This window comes from Paenibacillus sp. NFR01, from assembly GCF_900111565.1.
Classification (GTDB): Bacteria; Bacillota; Bacilli; order Paenibacillales; family Paenibacillaceae; genus Paenibacillus_AQ.
This window is the reverse complement of sequence record NZ_FOIK01000003.1, coordinates 196,897-212,417: the sequence shown is the minus strand read 5'-3', so window position 1 is coordinate 212,417 and position 15,521 is coordinate 196,897. Positions and strand designations below refer to the sequence as shown.

Here is a 15,521-nt window from a genome sequence, read left to right as displayed (position 1 = left end):
ATCCATCCTTCCTGTATCTATCATTATGCTTCTGATACGTGTGTTACATCCTTTCGTTTCATCCGCAAAAGGCCGCGGCTGTAAATAACTGTATTCAAAATTGGGCTGGTTGTCCATCTATTTCCGCACTTGGGCAAGCGTATATTTGCAGTTCATAACGCCCGTTCTTGCTCACGCTTTCTCCCTTGCCGCATTAATGATAGGGAAACCTCCAGCGAAAGGGATGAGCATGGTGGCAAAGCAGGTTGACCGGATTACCGTAATCATTCAAAAGGGCAAACGCCGAATCGTAACCCGCACACCGCTGGCCGGCGTGGACCGGCTGGTGTATGTCATCAATAACCAGTACACCAATGCGGCCAATACGACGCAGATCGCCAGCGGCGCCGGGCGGAGCAGCGCCAGCGGCAGCAATGCGGCGATCGCTTCGCCGTATACGCGGCAGCAACAGAGCGTTGGCGCGGGCGGCAATGCTGCCAACCTCGGCGGCGCGAAGGGCCGGCGGGGCGGGAGAATCCGCACCCTGCCTCCTATCGTGCACGGGCGCAAGGAGATTGTTGTCGTCGTCAACAATCAGACGGTTAAGGTGCCGAAGGGCACGGGCAGTTCTTCGGCAACCCAGGTAGGCAGCGGCGGCGGCACCTACAGCAGCGGGGGCACCAACGCCGCGATCGACAGCCCTGGCACGCGGCAGCAGCAGGCCGTGGGCGGCGGCGCAGGCGGCCGCGCCCTGAACAAGCTTGCCGGCACACGCCGGCATGGCCGCGGCAGACCAAGCCGCAGCGGGCGCGGCAAAGCACGGCAGAGCAAAGGTCGGCACGGACAGCGCTGAGCGCAGCCGGGCCACAAACAAGCAAGGCCCCGCCGGGACGGCTTCTGCACAGCAGAAGACCGGTCCCCCTGGCGGGGCCTTGCTTATGTCGGCTTGCGCAGGGCAAGCCTTTTGGTTTATTCGCTCACGCCGCCGGCGGGAGCGGGACGGGCCGCGACATATTCCAGCGCGTTATAGAGCATTTCCGCCGCTTCGGCGCGGGTAATGTCTGCCGCCGGGCGGAATTTGCCTGCGTTGTCCAGCTTGGTAATGCCAAGGACAAGCGCGCGCTGGATCGAGCCGTCAAGCCCAAGCGCAAAGTCCGATGCATCGGCAATGTCCACCGGCGCGATTTTGATCATCGGCAGGTTGCTGTGCTGCTCGATCGCCAGCATCAGCTGATGGGTAAATTCCTCGCGTGTCCAGTTGTGAGCCGGATCGAGGTCGGCCGGAAGCCCGATGTTGTTGTTGGCGGCGATAATCAGCGCGTCCGCATACCAGGCTTTGTTGTCGGCTTTCGCAAAATAATCGGTCGCCAGCGGCTGCTTGAAGAAGCGCAGCAGGTCGATGTTCAGACCAAGGCCCTTGACGAACATCTGCACGCCTTGGGCCGCCGTCACCGGACCCTTTGGATTGAATTTGCCTTCGCTCACTCCGTGCAGAATGCCCTGCTGCTGCAGCGATTCGATTTTGTCCTTGGCCGCGACTCCGGCCAGATCGGTAAAGCCGGCGGCGGCGAAGCTTTGTCCCGCAACGGACAAGCTCAGCACGAGTGCCGCGGACAATGTAGCGGTTTTCCATCTATTCTTCATGTTCGATCACCTCAAGGAAGGGTATGCATGCCCTGCATGCTCAACCTACCTGACGGGACATCCCAAAAAAAGGTTGCAGCTAGTTCGCAGAAACCGGCGTTTCGTCCGGTTCCGGTCTTTTCCCGTTAAGGATACTGTCCTCCAGCACCGAGAATTTATCCCCGTACTCCCGGATAATATGATGTTCGCCCCAGGTGCACAGCGCGTTCAGAATGGACGATAACGTGCTGCCGTATTCGCTCAGCTCGTATTCCACCTTCGGCGGGACCTGGTTATAGCTGATCCGGTTGACGATCCCGTCCTGCTCCAGCTCGCGCAATTGCTGGGTCAGCATCTTCTGGGTAATCTGCGGCATATGCCGTTTCAGGTCGCTGGTCCGCATCTTCCCGTGCATCAGGTGGCAGAGGATCACGCATTTCCATTTGCCGCCGATCACTTCAAGCGTCGCTTCGACCGAGATATTGTATTTTTTGGCCACCATGGCTTCCTCCATTCATAGGTACTTTTTGGTTCCTATATTACTTTTTAGTTACTATAGTACTCCAAAGTGCGTACTATTCATTTCCGCCCTGGTATTTCATAATAACATCAGCCGGCCGGCAGTACCATCGTTTTGGGAGGAACTATTATTATGCTGGATTCAAAAAGAAGCTCATTCGCGCTGCTCGCCCTCGCCATCAGCGCCTTTGCCATCGGAACGACCGAGTTCGTCAGCGTCGGCTTGCTGCCGCTTATCGCCGGCGACCTGCACATAAGCCTGAAAACCGCGGGACTCACCGTCACGCTGTACGCGCTTGGCGTCACCTTCGGCGCGCCGGTGCTGACCTCGCTGACCGCGGCCGTCTCGCGGAAAACGCTGCTGCTCGCCCTGATGCTGCTCTTCATCGCCGGAAACAGCCTGGCCGCAGCCGCAGACGGCATCGCGCTGCTGCTGACCGCCAGGGTGATCTCCGCGCTGGCGCACGGGCTGTTTATGTCCATCGCCTCGACCATCGCCGCGGATCTCGTGGCGGAAGACCGGCGGGCCAGCGCCATCTCCATCATGTTCACCGGGCTGACCGTCGCCACGGTGACCGGCGTGCCGCTCGGCACCTTTCTGGGCCAGCAGCTCGGCTGGCGCGCTGCCTTTGCGGCGATTGCCGTCACCGGCATCCTCGCGCTGCTGGCGAACCTGCTCCTGATTCCCGCCGGGCTGCGCAAAGGCGTCCGGACGCCGGTCCGGGAGCAGGTCAAGCTCGTGACAAACGGCCGGCTGCTGCTGGCCTTCGCCATCACGGCGCTCGGCTATGGCGGCACCTTCGCCGTCTTTACCTATCTGTCGCCGCTGCTCCATGAAATCAGCGGCTTCAGCGAGCGCACGGTGGCGGGCATCCTTGTCGTCTACGGCATCGCCATCGCCATCGGCAATATCGCCGGCGGCAAAGCCGCCAACCGCAAGCCGCTGAATGCGCTCTTGTACATGTTCATGGCGCAGGCTGTCGTGTTGTTCATCCTGACCTTCACCGCGCCATATCCGGCAGCCGCGCTGGTCACCGTCTTCTTCATGGGCCTTCTGGCCTTCATGAACGTGCCCGGCCTGCAGATCTTCGTCGTGACGCTGGCCGAACGTTATGCCCCGGCGGCGAAGGATGTCGCCTCTGCCGTCAATATCGCCGCCTTCAATGCCGGCATCGCGGCCGGCGCGTATCTCGGCGGCATCGTCGCCAGCCGCATCGGTCTGGCCGACACGGCCTGGGCGGGGGCCGTGATGGTGCTCTTGGCCGTGCTGCTGACGGCGTGGAGCCGGAAGCTGGAACGCAAGGACGCGCAGGACGCAAGCGCTGGGAAAGCGGCGTAGTCTTTTTCATAAACTAAACTCGAATCGGAGGAATACCTCATGAACTTACATTTGAAAGAAACCGTTGCGCTTCACAATAACGTACGTATGCCGCAATTCGGGCTTGGCGTGTTCCAGGTCGAAGACGGCGCCAAATTGATCCAGGCGGTTAAAACCGCCATCGCCCACGGCTACCGCAGCATCGATACCGCCGCCATTTACGGCAACGAACGCGGAGTCGGACAGGCGCTCCGCGAAGCCTTGACCGAATATCAACTGGCGCGCGAGGACCTCTTCGTTACCTCCAAGGTATGGAATGCCGATCTGGGCTATGAAGCCACACTTGCCGCTTACGGCGCCAGCCTGGAGAAGCTGGGCCTCGACTACCTCGACCTGTATTTGATCCACTGGCCGGTGGAAGGCAAATACAAAGAAGCCTGGCGTGCGCTTGAAACGCTGTATAAAGCCGGACGCGTCAAGGCGATCGGAGTCAGCAACTTCCAGATTCATCATCTGGAGGATTTGCTGCAGGATGCGGAGATCAAGCCCATGGTCAATCAGGTCGAACTCCATCCGTACCTGGCGCAGCAGGAACTGCGGGAATATTGCCAGTCGCAGGGCATTCAAATCGAAGCCTGGTCGCCTTTGATGCAGGGCCGCCTGCTGGATCATCCGGTTCTGCTGGACATTGCGGCAACCCATGGCAAATCCGTCGCCCAGGTGATTTTGCGCTGGGATCTCCAGCACGGCATCGTGACCATTCCAAAATCGGTTAAAATGCAGCGGATCACCGAAAACGCCGATGTGTTCGACTTCCATCTAAGCGCGGAAGAGATGGCGCGCATCGATGCTTTGAACCGCGATGAACGCGTCGGTCCCGATCCGGACAACTTCGATTTCTAATTGTCCTGAGTACAGCAAAAATCCCTGTCTTTCACGCCCGCGCGCGAAAGACAGGGATTTGTTTTATACCATCTTGATTTCCAGCAGCTCGTATTTGATGATGCCCATCGGAGCATCGACACTGATGATGTCGCCCACCTTTTTGCGGAGCAGCTCCTTGCCGAGCGGGCTTTCGTACGAAATTTTGTTGTCCGCCACATTCGCCTCCGCCGGGCTGACCACGCGGTACTCAATCTTTTCGGCAAATTCAATGTCGTTCAGGACGACGACGGAGCCGACGCTGACGGTCGAGAGATCGATGCTGCTGGAATCCACCACGCGGGCTTTGGTCAGCATTTTCTCCAGCTGCATGATGCGTGTCTCCATAAACGACTGGTCTTCCTTGGCCGAATGGTATTCGCTGTTCTCCTTCAGGTCACCGTAGCTGATCGCCAGCTTGAGGCGCGCCGCCAGCTCCTTGCGTCCCGGGCCTTTTAGCTGTTTCAGCTCTTCCTCCAATTGGGCCAAGCCTTCCTTGGTCAAAAACAATTCTTCGTTCGTCTCATTGGACATGTTCGACAACTCCCTATTTTCGCCTGCGCTTTATTTTCTATTTTACCCTAAATCGGAGCAAGATGCTTATTCCTCCGGAAGATGGGTTTCGCAGAACGCGGCCAACTCCTGTTCCTCGTCTTCCTCCAGCTCGAAATCGAGCAGCCTTCCCGTTGTCGTCTCCAGCAGATCGTAAGTGACCAGGCTGAAGCCGGCATCGTCCATCTTCACCACCGCGCGTACCGTCACCCCGTTCTCTTCGTACAGCTCATCCTCTTCGGGGATGTCCAGCTCGATATAAAACTCATAGCGCTTCCCGCTGATAATTCCGAACGGATCACGGATATATTCCACGGTGTAGCTTTTAAATGTCAGCAACGTGCATACCTCATTTCCTGGGATGTTCCACGTTATTGTATCACAAATCCGCAGGTTAGAAGAAAACGCCAGCAAGCTGGAGTCCGGGAAGTCTGTCTACCCAAACAGCAAAGGAAACGTTAAGGTCACGATCGCTGCCCATAGCCCGTAAACCGGCAAATAGGCCGTGACCGCCTTTTGAATGGACTCAAGCCCGGTTTTGTTCCGCAGGAAGCGGATGTAAGCGAGCATAAGCCAAATGAGATGGCCCCAAATCAGCAGGTTTGCGCCGAGAACCGCGATTCTATGGGGCGTAATTCCATAAGACGACAGCCGGAACAGAATGGCAGATAAAGCGACGCTATCAATGATCAGCGCGAGCACGATCAGGGCGAAGCCGATAAAATCGGAGGCGTTTTTCCGTTCTTCCCGGCCTCTTTCGGTAATGGAGAAAATGGTTACGGCCAGCACGATCAGCAGGATGCCGTTAAAGGACAGAAGGAAGCCGCGGTCGATAAACGGATTTTTGCCGACTCCGGCCACCGTGGCCAGATAGGCCAGCAAGGTAATCAGCACGATCGGAGCGAAAATTTGCGCGATATAAGGCGCGATATTTTTGGCCAGCCTGAGGTTCTTCGTCACCAGGTAAGCTGCCACGATGGAGAGGGCAACCGCGCCGAACAGGACCACATTGCTGAACCAAAACTCCTCGATACTCAGACCTGCATAGGAAAACAGCCGCAGCGTCAGGAGGGATAACACCATCCCGCTGATCGCCATAATGGCGTAGAGGATCACAAACTGGCCGTTAAACTTCAGATAGGCTAATCTTGCACCGTCGGCACGGTAATCACTGCCTGTAAAGGCAAGCCCAACGATGACCCACAGAAATATCGGGAAATGCAGGTAGGCCATCACCGTACTGTCCGTAAGCTCCAGAGGGAGCAGATTCAGATAGACGGCGGAGATCAGGAACGCCGCGCAGAGGGAATAAAGAATACTCCGTTTGGGGCGGTTATTGTATGCAAAATAGGCAGCGATAAAAGGCAGGACGCCAAAGGCCAGGTTGATCGGGGCGATCGTTTCCCGTTCCACATAATAAAATAGAATTCTCGTACAAACCCCGGCCAGCACAGCCAACAGGCCCATGACCCAAAAATCCCGCTGAAGCCATGAAGCTTTCTCTGCCGCCGAAGGCTCCATGCGCTCCGTATAATGAAGCCGTTCAAACCATACGGCCAGTACCGGCGAATCGGGATGCTGCTCCCATGCCGCGGAAAAGGACTGCCTGAACGCCTCTGGTTCTTTCCGGTACATCCTCTCCAGCTCATGAGGGTTAGCGATATGCTCCATAATCGGATTGTCGTTTCCCATTTCAATCCTCCTGCCATTTTTTATGCGCCCAAGACCAGGCAAGGGCATATTGAATTTAGCATAACATTTATCGTTTTGCAATATATTTTAGTTGTTATCCCTTTTGTTTAGACCGGTGTGCGCCTATAGAAAAACCCGCAAACAGACAGATGTCTGCTTGCGGGTTTGGTTGACCCTATCCACTATGGAATCCTTGAACATTCGGCTATTTCGGCTCAGCCCACCGTCACGCCGCTGCCGGCCTGCGCCTTCTTGATCTGCTTGCTGCGCAGCTGGCCGCAGGCGGCGTCGATGTCCGCCCCGTGCTCCAAGCGTGTGCTGACGCTGACGCCCTGTTTCTTAAGCGTATCGAAGAAGGCCCGTACCACCTCGCGGTCGCTCCGCTGATACTGGCTGTGCTCATCGACCGGATTGTACGGGATGAGGTTCACGTTGACGAGTTGACGCCGGTCGCCGATCAGCTCGGCCAGTTCCAGCGCATGCTCATGGCCGTCATTGATATCTCTCAGCAAAATATACTCCAGCGTGATCCGCCGGTTGGTGCGCTCCAGGTAGTAATCAATCGCGGGCAGCAGCTTCTCCAGCGGAATGGCACGGTTGATCTTCATGATCCGGGTACGCAGCTCGTTGTTCGGCGCATGCAGCGAAACGGCAAGGTTAACGCCCATGTGGGCGTCGGCGAATTCGCGGATTTTGTCCGCGAGGCCGCTGGTCGATACCGTGATGCCCTTGCCGGCGATCGCCAGCCCCTTATGCTGCTTCACAATGTTCAGGAAATCGATCAGATTCTTGAAATTATCGAACGGTTCGCCGATCCCCATCACGACGATATGGCTGACCCGTCCGCCTTGACCGAGGGCATCCAGATGCTGCTGGACCTTCATGATCTGCTCGACGATCTCGCCGCTGCCCAGATCGCGGCTCTTCGCGAGCAGCCCGCTGGCGCAGAAGCTGCAGCCGATGTTGCAGCCGACCTGCGTCGTCACGCAGACGGACAAGCCGTATTTTTGCTTCATCAGCACGGTTTCGATCAAGTTGCCGTCCTGAAGGCGAAACAGGAATTTGACCGTTCCGTCGGCCGACTCCTGCCTGATATGTTGCTGCATCGTATGAAAAACGAAATGCTCGGACAAGAGCTGCACCGTCTCGGCGTTCACCCCGGCCATCTCCGCGAAATCGCCGATCCGCTGCCGGTACAGGGCATCCCAAACCGCAGCGGCGCGGGATTTCTTCTGGCCGTGCTCCACGAGCCAGGCGGACAGCTGCTCGAGTGTCATTCCGTATATGGATGTTTTATTCATTGCCAAACCTCTTTTCAACCCTTTATCCTGCCTATTGTCTCAAATTTTTGCTTTTAAAACAAGGGCGCCCTCCTCACGGAGAGCGCCTGACGGTCATCTTATTGGAAAACCGCAAATTTCAGTCCTTGCTTCTGCAAATATTCGATGATTTCCGGAAGCGCCTGCAGGGTCAGGCTTTTCTCATGCAGCAGATAAATCCCGCCCGACGCATCCGTATGATGAAAGTAATCCAGAATTTGTTCTTTGTTGTCCGCCTTCCAATCCTCGGGATCGCGGTTCCACAGCAGCACCTTGAGATGCTGCTCCTCCGCGGTACGCGCCAGCGTATCGTTGATCGCCCCGTAGGGCGGACGGAATACCGTCACCGGAGCGCCGGTGAGCTGCTTAAGCGCCGCGCTTGCCTTAGCCAGGTTCGCCCGGCTGCTCTCCGCGCTGCCGCGGGTCAAATCGCTGTGATCCCAGGAATGGCTGCCGACTGGCATGCCCTGGGCCCGTGCATAGGCCGTTTCCTGCGGATGCTTCTGCGCATTTTGGCCGACGAAGAGAAAATTCGCCGCCACTCCGTGTTGGACAAGAACGTCGACGATGTCCTTCGTATACCGCGACGGTCCGTCGTCAAAGCTGAGGGCGACATACCCTTCCGGCAGCCCGTATTCGTAGTGATCGGCCGGCAGGTCGATCACTTTGACCGGCGGTTCAGCCGGCTCCGCAGCCGCAGGGGATGCAGACGGCTGCAGCTGCGCCGGCAGCTCCGGCGGCGATGCCGGACCGCTCTTCAGCAGCACGGCATGCTGCGTCGGGGCCGCCACCGTCAGCGCAGCCGCAGGGACCGGCTTGGCGTACGCGGCGGTCTCCTTGTGCGCTTCCGCGCTGCCGCCAAACCATCCACCGTCCATACGCAGCAGAAAGACGGCGATCAACAGCGCAAACAGCAGGCTGCGCAGCGCGAAAGGTTGAAGCTTGTACGCGCGTTGCGCAGCTCGCGGCCGGGCCTTTCCGGCAGTTTCCGCCGAAACCGCGGCTACCGTTGCTTCGGCCAGCGGTTCGACCTGGGCCTGCGGAGCACGCAGCTCCCGCAGCCGCTCCGCAAACGCCGCCGAGCAGGCGAAATGCAGCGTCTCCCGGAGCGACTCTCCGATTTTGACCAGCGAGCTGAAATAGGTATTCTGGAACGGATCCCATTTCGGATACAGCGACAAGCGGACCCGAGTATCCCCGAAAGGCTCCAGGGCAAGGATCTGTGCGTATGTATAGTCATCGACTGCTAACGTCCGGCGTGAATAACCGCTGTCCCCGGTAAGTTCTACCTCCAATATGCAACCATCCGGCGTATGCGCAAGCGACAGCAGTTCAATCAGCGGCGCGGCATGTGACGCAAGCTTTGGCATGACCCTTAGGAATCCCCGCCGGGTTCGCTGGGCTCCTGAGCGGAGCCTGCGCCAAAGGGAACCGTCATTCGGTTCGTGAAGTCGGCAATCATGTTGGCGAGGTAGGTTTTTTCCTGGCGTGCGGTTTCGAACTTCTGCTTCAGATGGGCGTTTTCCGTTTCGAGGCGGCCGATTTTTTCTTCCAGCTCATTGATCCGCTTCAGTTTCTCGGCATGGGCCTCGTTATGCTTCTGCACCAAATGGGCATATTTCTGCTGCTCCAGATCGATGGTGCTTCGGAGCTCGTCGGCTTCGGTCAGCATTTCAGCCTGCAGCTCGCGGTAGTCCTCCAGCACCTGGTCGACTTTCAGATTCTTCTCGACCAGCTTTTGCTCCAGCTCCATAATGTTCTTCTCACGTTCCTCAATCACTTTGCTGAGGTTCTTGAGATCCTTGTTCAGTCGCTCCACCGAGCCGTTCGAATGCGTCAGGCGGTCCTGAAGCTCCAGGCTTTTTGTCTCCGCGTGCGTCCGCGCCTGAATCATCTGCTCGACTGCGAAGATCAGATCGAGCGATTTTTTGTCGAGCGGCGTTTTTCCTGTCGATACCATCCCGTTTTGCGGCTCCGCGGCAGGCTCTTGCTCCTGTGCGGCGGCCGGCTCCTCCGCTTCCTGCATCCTTTGTACCAGACCCGGTTTAGGCGGTTTGTCCGCAGCCTCTTTCCGTTTGAAAAAAGGAGTGACCATCTATCAATCACCTCATTATAAATGTAAAAATATACCGAGCTTATACGATTTAATTATAGTGGATTTGCGGAAGCGGCAAGTGAGCCGGAGTATCTAACTTTGTCGAATCCATCATTGGGCCCAAACCGCTTCGGAAACGGGGCACGCCCCGGTCTTTTGGTCGATCTTCCATCTGCAGAAGCGCAGACCCTGCACGCAAAAACGCGGTCCTGACGGACCACGTTTCAGAGTGGAAGCTGCGGGAAGCAGGCCAAAGGGAGCAGATACAAGCCTAATTCAGCGCAGCGACGAGACCGTTTCGGCAAGCCCCTGTTCGAACGGCGTTTTGGGGATCACCCCAATGACACGCTCGTATTTGGCCCCGCTGAGCACCAGCGGCTCCTTGGTCAGATACAGCATCTCCACGATCTCCTTCATCACGGGAATAAAGAGACCGAGCAGCGTAAGGCCGATTTTGCCTACCGGAAGGACCGGCTTGGAGCTTCCGCTTGCCCGGCGGGCCAATCGAACGATCTCTTTGCCGGAAATGATCCCTGCGCCTGGAATGTTCCAGTTCTGCCCGTACGTATCCTCCCGCGAAGCCAGCTCAACAATCATCTTCGCCGCATCCGGCAAATAAACATATTCACGCGGCACGGTCATATTCCCGATGAACATCGCCGGTTTGCCCTTGGCTATGGCTGAAAGGGTTGAGCCCAAATACGAAGCTTCGTTGGCGGTCGGGCCGTAATAGTCCGGCAGTCTGGCGATTAGTCCCCGTACACCCTTCCAGCGGGAGCTGAAAAACATGCGCTCAAACGCAAGTTTGGTTTGTCCTTTGCGGGTATGCGGCATCTTTGGATGCTCCTCGTCGACCGGAAGCGGTCCGGTCCGTCTGCCGTACGGATAAATCCCGTCGATTGCCACGACCTTCAAGGACAGGCGCTGGGCGGCCGCCATGACGGCTTCTCCCATGGGCAGCAGCTTCTTCTGCATCTCATGATAAGGAATCGAGGCGCAGTGAAACAGCACGTCGGTTCCCTGTGCCGCCGCGGCGATCGACTCCGTATCGAATACATCCCCGGTCTTCAGCGTCAGACCGGCAGGTTGACCCATCGAAGCCGCCAGTTGCTCCAGCTTACCCATAGAGCGGCCGAAGGCGACCGTCTCTACGCCCCGTTTCAGCAGTTCGGCGACAATCACCGCCCCTGTTCCGCCTGTAGCACCAAGTACAATTGCTTTTTTCATGATAATCATCCTCCTGAATTGGATATTTAGTGATTAATCACTAACTAATAAACAAAAAAATTTCTTACTCTCCTGCCGCTCCGGCCAAGCCGGAGCAGCCGTAAATCCTTTGCTACAGCTCCTCCGGCAGATGCTTCGGCTTCAGCTCCGGCAGCTCCAGCGACATGGCGATATTGCAGAGCATACCGTTGGCCAGAAAGGTGCTGACCTCGACCTGCGGATGGGCTACACCGGCCTCCTTGAATTTGGATTCCATTAGCCTGGAGACCTCCAGCATGCCTGCCTGCATCGTCCGGCGAATGGCTTCATCGCGGATGCCGTAAGCCTGCACCTGCAGCAAAATTTCGTGCGGATGCGTCTCCATCAGATTCTCGTAGGCTGCAATCGATTCGGCGAGCAGCCGTTCCGGCGGTGCCTTGACCGCTTCAAAGGCGCGCATAATCCGGTCAAACGCCCGCTCGAGCGCGGCCACGAACAACTCCTCCTTGTTCTTGAACAGCTTGAAAATGTATGGCTGCGAGATCCCGACCTTCTCGGCTACTTGCGCGGTGGTCGCCCGTCCGTATCCGTGTCCGGCAAAGACCTCGACCGCCGACTCCAGGATTTGCTCTCTGCGGTTGGCTGCGCCGGTATCCGTTGCTCTCACACGGCCGTTGTCTGCTGATTTGTTCATCTTGGCCTCCAAAATAGGTAAAGTAACTGATATTGAGTGGGTGGTTAGTTATTGATCAATAACCTGTTGCTGATTTGAAGTATACGCTACTGTTCTGGAGATTGCAAGCCCTTTTTGACTTTAATGAAAATGGAATGAACAATGGGTACAATAAGGACAAGCACCTATTCTTACCTTTATAGGGGGAACCCAGTTGGACAAATACGTCATGCATGCCAAATTCACCGCCGCGCCGGGAGCGCGGGAGACGCTGGCCGGGCTGCTGCTCGAAGCGGCCGCGGCAATGGAAACCGTTCCAGGCAACGAGCTATATCTTGTCCATGTATCGGAGACGGGACCCGACGACATTTGGGTATACGAGGTATGGAGCAGCGAAGATGCCCATGCCGCTTCGCTGCAGGATGAAGCGACGAAAGCTGCGATCCGCCAGGCAATGCCCCTGATTGCCGGCGTGGAGCCGGTCCGTCTGAACCTGCTGGGCGGCCACGGCCTCCCGGCCGAATAACCAGCCGGAAGACACAAAAACCGCCTGCCCGGTTTGGGGAGGCGGTTTTTCATGGTTACCAACCGTTCAGCTTTGGCCGTCCTCGAGAGCGGCCAGGCGTGATTTTTCATCCGCAAGCCGCGTTTCCGCCAGCTCTACGCCATGACCGTCGACCGATCCCTCCGCAGCATGGCTTACCGCTTCTTCGGCATGCTCCAGGCTGCCCGCGGCCTGATGGAGCGTCTGCTCATTCGGATGACTGAGCGCCTGGGTGACTGCGTTGTGGAGCTTCGTCACGGAATCCTGCGCCTGATCCACGGTACTGTTGGTCCGCAGGCTGGATTCGTAATGCCGTTTCATCGTACGTATCCCCCTTTTCGTCTATGCGTTCCGCTATAGGATGGTTGGGCGAAGGGGATTTTATGCAGCTAGACCAGGAACATCGCCACGACCGTTGTCACGGCCAGCCCCAGCAGCACCGGCTTCAGGTTGCGGCGGGCCAGCTCGAACGGGCTGACGCCGCAGATGGCCGCGGCGGGAATAAGCGCCCACGGGATCAGCGTGCCGCCGCCGACCCAGATCGCCGCGATCTGGCCGAGTGCGGTCAACGTGGCCGCGCCGGAATGGATCGCCGCCGCGAACAGCTGGGCAATCGAGCCGGCCAGCGAGATACCGGAGAAGCCGGAGCCGTCAAGCCCGGTAATCGCGCCGATGGCGGTCAGCGTGACGGCGCCGACAGCGCCGTTCAGCGGAACATGGTCCGCGAGCGCCACACCCAGGTCGTTGACGATGCCGTGCGAGGCTTCCGGCAGCACCTTGCCGAACAGCTCCGTAAACGCCGAATCGCCAAGATAAAAGAATGCGGCGATCGGAATGACCGGACCGAATACTTTAAAGCCGAACACAAATCCGTCGATTAAATACGAGGTCACCCGCTCCAGCCCCCGGTCCCGGTGGGCCAGCAGCGTTACGGCAATCAGGATCAACACGGCCGTGCCGCCGACCAGCGCGGTCGCGTCGCCGCCCTGCAGATCGAGCGCGAACATCGCTACCACATCGGCAAGGAAAAGCAGCGGAATGAGGATGGCCAGTGTTTTTTGGACGCGGGGTTTGATGATGACCGGCTGCACCTCCGAATCTCCGCCGGATGTTAGCGCCGAGCCGCCGCCGGAGGAAGCAATCAACCCGTCGCGCCACGTCCCGTTCTTCTGATCCCGCTTCATCAACCAAAAAGCCGTCACGGTCGTGACCAGGCCCATGACGATAACGAGCGGCACGCTGGCCTCCATGACAGTGGATACCGGCAGCCCGGCTGCATCGGCGGTAAGCTTGGGAGCGCCCTGAATGATATAGTCGCCGGATAACGCAATCCCGTGCCCGAACAGGTTCATCGCCATCGCGGCGCCCAGCGCCGGAAGCCCCACGCGCACGGCAACCGGCAGCAGCACGGCGCCGATCAGCGCTACCGCCGGCGAAGGCCAGAAGAAGAACGATGTGATCATCATAATGAGGCCGATGCCCCAGTAAGCCAGCGCCGGCGTCCGCAGGAACCTCGTGAGCGGCGCAACCATCGCCTCGTTGATCCCCGTAATCATCAGGATGCGGCTCATCGCGACAATAATAGAGATGATCATAATCGTGCCCATCAATTCTTTGGTAGCATAAACGAAGGAATTAAAAATCCCCGAAACTGAACCGCCAAGCGTCTCTGTCGCCAGTAGCCCTAGCGTAAAAATCCCGGCTACGCAAATCATCGTCGTATCGCGGCGGCGAATGAGCAGCACCATAATAAACGCAATAAACGCCAGGTATACCCAGTGGATCGCCGTTAACTGAATCGTCATTGTAAAGGTCGCCTCCCTTCCCACTCTAGCAAGTGGTGCTATATGCTATGCGGAAGGCTGGGCGGTTGTTCTAACCGGGTCGCCCCTATGCGGCATTTCGTTTATACTAACCTTACCGGGCTTATGAGCCCTTTTCGGTGATCTATAAATTCTATATGTTCATAAATGGGGTGTGCTTCCATGAACCTGAGCGAAAAAGTAGCCAACCTGCCGCTGACCCCGGGCGTCTATCTGATGAAAGATCATCTGGGTCATATTATATACGTCGGCAAGGCAAAAAGGCTGAAGAAACGGGTTCAGTCCTATTTCTATGACAACAAGGGGCATTCCCCGAAAGTCAAACAGCTGGTCCGCCATATCCGCGATCTGGATTATATCGAGACGGATACGGAATTCGAGGCGTTTCTCCTAGAGTGCAGAATGATTAAGGACATCAAGCCGATGTACAACAAGAAGATGAAAAATCCCCTGGCTTATACGTATATTACGGTCCGGGATAAGCGGCCGTATGCCCAGCTCGACATCAGCTACGAACCCGAGGAAGACGGGCAGGTGTTCGGACCTTACACGAGCCGGAGTACGGTGGAACGGGCCATCCTGGGCATCAAGGAAAGCCAGCGGATTCTGTGCAGCAGTCCGCAGGCCAAATCCTCGCTGTGCCTGAACCATTCCTTGGGACTCTGCATCGGGATGTGCGGCGGCGGCGAAGCGCTGCTGAAATATAACGAAATTATGCAGCGGATCATCGGGCTCTTGAGCGGCAAGGATCATTCCATTCTGGCGGATATGGAGAAAAAGATGGAGGAAGCGGCACAGCGCTTCGACTTCGAAACCGCGGCCAAAACCCGCGATTATTTGACGGCCGTCCACGCCTTGCTGCAAAAGGAAGCAGTGATCGGCTTCACGGGGGCCAACAACAACATCGCCGTTCTGGAGCGGCTTGACGGTGTCACCCTCAAGCTGATTCTCATCAAGGGCAGCAACGTACTTTATGCCGGAAAAATCGCGGGCGGACAAGCTGCAGCGCCGCTTGCGGCGGAGATTGCGGCCGCCATAGCCGGCTGCTTCGAGAGCGCTCCGGCGCTTGCAGCCGAAACAATCGGCCGGGACCGGATCGACGAAGCGCAAATTATATACAGCCATCTGACGCACAGCTCGGACAGCCATTTGATCATTCCCGACGAGTGGCTGCTTCCGGAGCACAGCGGCCAGCTCCAGTCCGCCGTCCGCAGCTTGCTTGCGTCATGCGCCGGCTGGCCGTCCAGCCTTGATTAG

17 protein-coding genes are annotated in these 15,521 nt (G+C 57.5%); 5 read left to right on the top strand and 12 right to left on the bottom strand.

Annotation, left to right across the window (positions count from 1 at the left end; translation table 11 throughout):
• Window positions 1–229 precede the first annotated feature (229 nt).
• On the top strand, window positions 230–832 hold the full coding sequence (locus BMW84_RS15830) for a hypothetical protein (RefSeq protein ID WP_175498833.1): 603 nt from the start codon (window positions 230–232) through the stop codon (window positions 830–832).
• Between the two features lie 116 nt (window positions 833–948).
• Here the strand turns inward: BMW84_RS15830 and BMW84_RS15825 are convergent, their stop codons facing one another.
• Both BMW84_RS15825 and BMW84_RS15820 read right to left on the bottom strand, forming a co-directional pair.
• The gene (locus BMW84_RS15825; RefSeq protein ID WP_091070093.1) at window positions 949–1,623 is read right to left on the bottom strand and encodes an S-layer homology domain-containing protein; all 675 of its coding nucleotides are present in this window, start codon (window positions 1,621–1,623) and stop codon (window positions 949–951) included.
• A 79-nt stretch (window positions 1,624–1,702) separates the two neighbouring features.
• Window positions 1,703–2,104, bottom strand: a complete 402-nt coding sequence (locus BMW84_RS15820) for a winged helix-turn-helix transcriptional regulator (RefSeq protein WP_091070092.1) — start codon at window positions 2,102–2,104, stop codon at window positions 1,703–1,705.
• Window positions 2,105–2,251: 147 nt separating this feature from the next.
• Between BMW84_RS15820 and BMW84_RS15815 the strand changes: the two genes are divergently transcribed.
• Both BMW84_RS15815 and BMW84_RS15810 read left to right on the top strand, forming a co-directional pair.
• Window positions 2,252–3,460 (top strand): MFS transporter, encoded by a 1,209-nt coding sequence (locus tag BMW84_RS15815; RefSeq protein ID WP_091070546.1) that lies wholly within the window; start codon window positions 2,252–2,254, stop codon window positions 3,458–3,460.
• Between the two features lie 39 nt (window positions 3,461–3,499).
• A complete protein-coding gene (locus tag BMW84_RS15810; protein ID WP_091070090.1) occupies window positions 3,500–4,342 on the top strand; it encodes an aldo/keto reductase in 843 nt (280 codons plus the stop codon).
• A 63-nt stretch (window positions 4,343–4,405) separates the two neighbouring features.
• On the opposite strand, the gene greA is transcribed toward BMW84_RS15810, so the two are convergent.
• The 8 genes from greA to BMW84_RS15770 form a co-directional block, all read right to left on the bottom strand.
• Window positions 4,406–4,894: a transcription elongation factor GreA gene (greA, locus tag BMW84_RS15805; RefSeq protein WP_091070088.1), complete on the bottom strand. Its 489-nt coding sequence runs from the start codon at window positions 4,892–4,894 to the stop codon at window positions 4,406–4,408.
• A 66-nt stretch (window positions 4,895–4,960) separates the two neighbouring features.
• The gene (locus tag BMW84_RS15800) at window positions 4,961–5,251 is read right to left on the bottom strand and encodes a DUF6509 family protein (RefSeq protein WP_091070087.1); all 291 of its coding nucleotides are present in this window, start codon (window positions 5,249–5,251) and stop codon (window positions 4,961–4,963) included.
• 96 nt (window positions 5,252–5,347) lie between these two features.
• On the bottom strand, window positions 5,348–6,604 hold the full coding sequence (locus BMW84_RS15795) for a DUF4153 domain-containing protein (RefSeq protein WP_091070085.1): 1,257 nt from the start codon (window positions 6,602–6,604) through the stop codon (window positions 5,348–5,350).
• A gap of 215 nt (window positions 6,605–6,819) precedes the next feature.
• Window positions 6,820–7,905: a dual-specificity RNA methyltransferase RlmN gene (gene rlmN, locus BMW84_RS15790; RefSeq protein WP_091070084.1), complete on the bottom strand. Its 1,086-nt coding sequence runs from the start codon at window positions 7,903–7,905 to the stop codon at window positions 6,820–6,822.
• A 98-nt stretch (window positions 7,906–8,003) separates the two neighbouring features.
• Entirely contained in the window at window positions 8,004–9,293 is a 1,290-nt protein-coding gene (locus tag BMW84_RS15785) for a polysaccharide deacetylase family protein (protein ID WP_091070081.1), read from the bottom strand.
• 5 nt (window positions 9,294–9,298) lie between these two features.
• Window positions 9,299–10,018: a hypothetical protein gene (locus BMW84_RS15780; protein WP_091070079.1), complete on the bottom strand. Its 720-nt coding sequence runs from the start codon at window positions 10,016–10,018 to the stop codon at window positions 9,299–9,301.
• A 276-nt stretch (window positions 10,019–10,294) separates the two neighbouring features.
• Window positions 10,295–11,245 carry an SDR family NAD(P)-dependent oxidoreductase gene (locus BMW84_RS15775; protein WP_175498832.1) on the bottom strand — a complete coding sequence of 317 codons (951 nt, stop codon included), beginning with the start codon at window positions 11,243–11,245 and terminating at the stop codon, window positions 10,295–10,297.
• A 112-nt stretch (window positions 11,246–11,357) separates the two neighbouring features.
• Window positions 11,358–11,918: a TetR/AcrR family transcriptional regulator gene (locus BMW84_RS15770; protein ID WP_091070078.1), complete on the bottom strand. Its 561-nt coding sequence runs from the start codon at window positions 11,916–11,918 to the stop codon at window positions 11,358–11,360.
• 193 nt (window positions 11,919–12,111) lie between these two features.
• Here BMW84_RS15770 and BMW84_RS15765 point away from each other — a divergent pair, with 193 nt between their 5' ends.
• Window positions 12,112–12,423, top strand: a complete 312-nt coding sequence (locus BMW84_RS15765; protein WP_091070076.1) for a putative quinol monooxygenase — start codon at window positions 12,112–12,114, stop codon at window positions 12,421–12,423.
• Window positions 12,424–12,489: 66 nt separating this feature from the next.
• Here the strand turns inward: BMW84_RS15765 and BMW84_RS15760 are convergent, their stop codons facing one another.
• Complete coding sequence (locus BMW84_RS15760) at window positions 12,490–12,762, bottom strand: hypothetical protein (RefSeq protein ID WP_091070074.1); 273 nt, start codon at window positions 12,760–12,762, stop codon at window positions 12,490–12,492.
• Between the two features lie 68 nt (window positions 12,763–12,830).
• Window positions 12,831–14,246 (bottom strand): hypothetical protein, encoded by a 1,416-nt coding sequence (locus BMW84_RS15755; RefSeq protein ID WP_091070073.1) that lies wholly within the window; start codon window positions 14,244–14,246, stop codon window positions 12,831–12,833.
• A 180-nt stretch (window positions 14,247–14,426) separates the two neighbouring features.
• Between BMW84_RS15755 and BMW84_RS15750 the strand changes: the two genes are divergently transcribed.
• Window positions 14,427–15,521, top strand: a complete 1,095-nt coding sequence (locus BMW84_RS15750) for a UvrB/UvrC motif-containing protein (protein ID WP_091070072.1) — start codon at window positions 14,427–14,429, stop codon at window positions 15,519–15,521.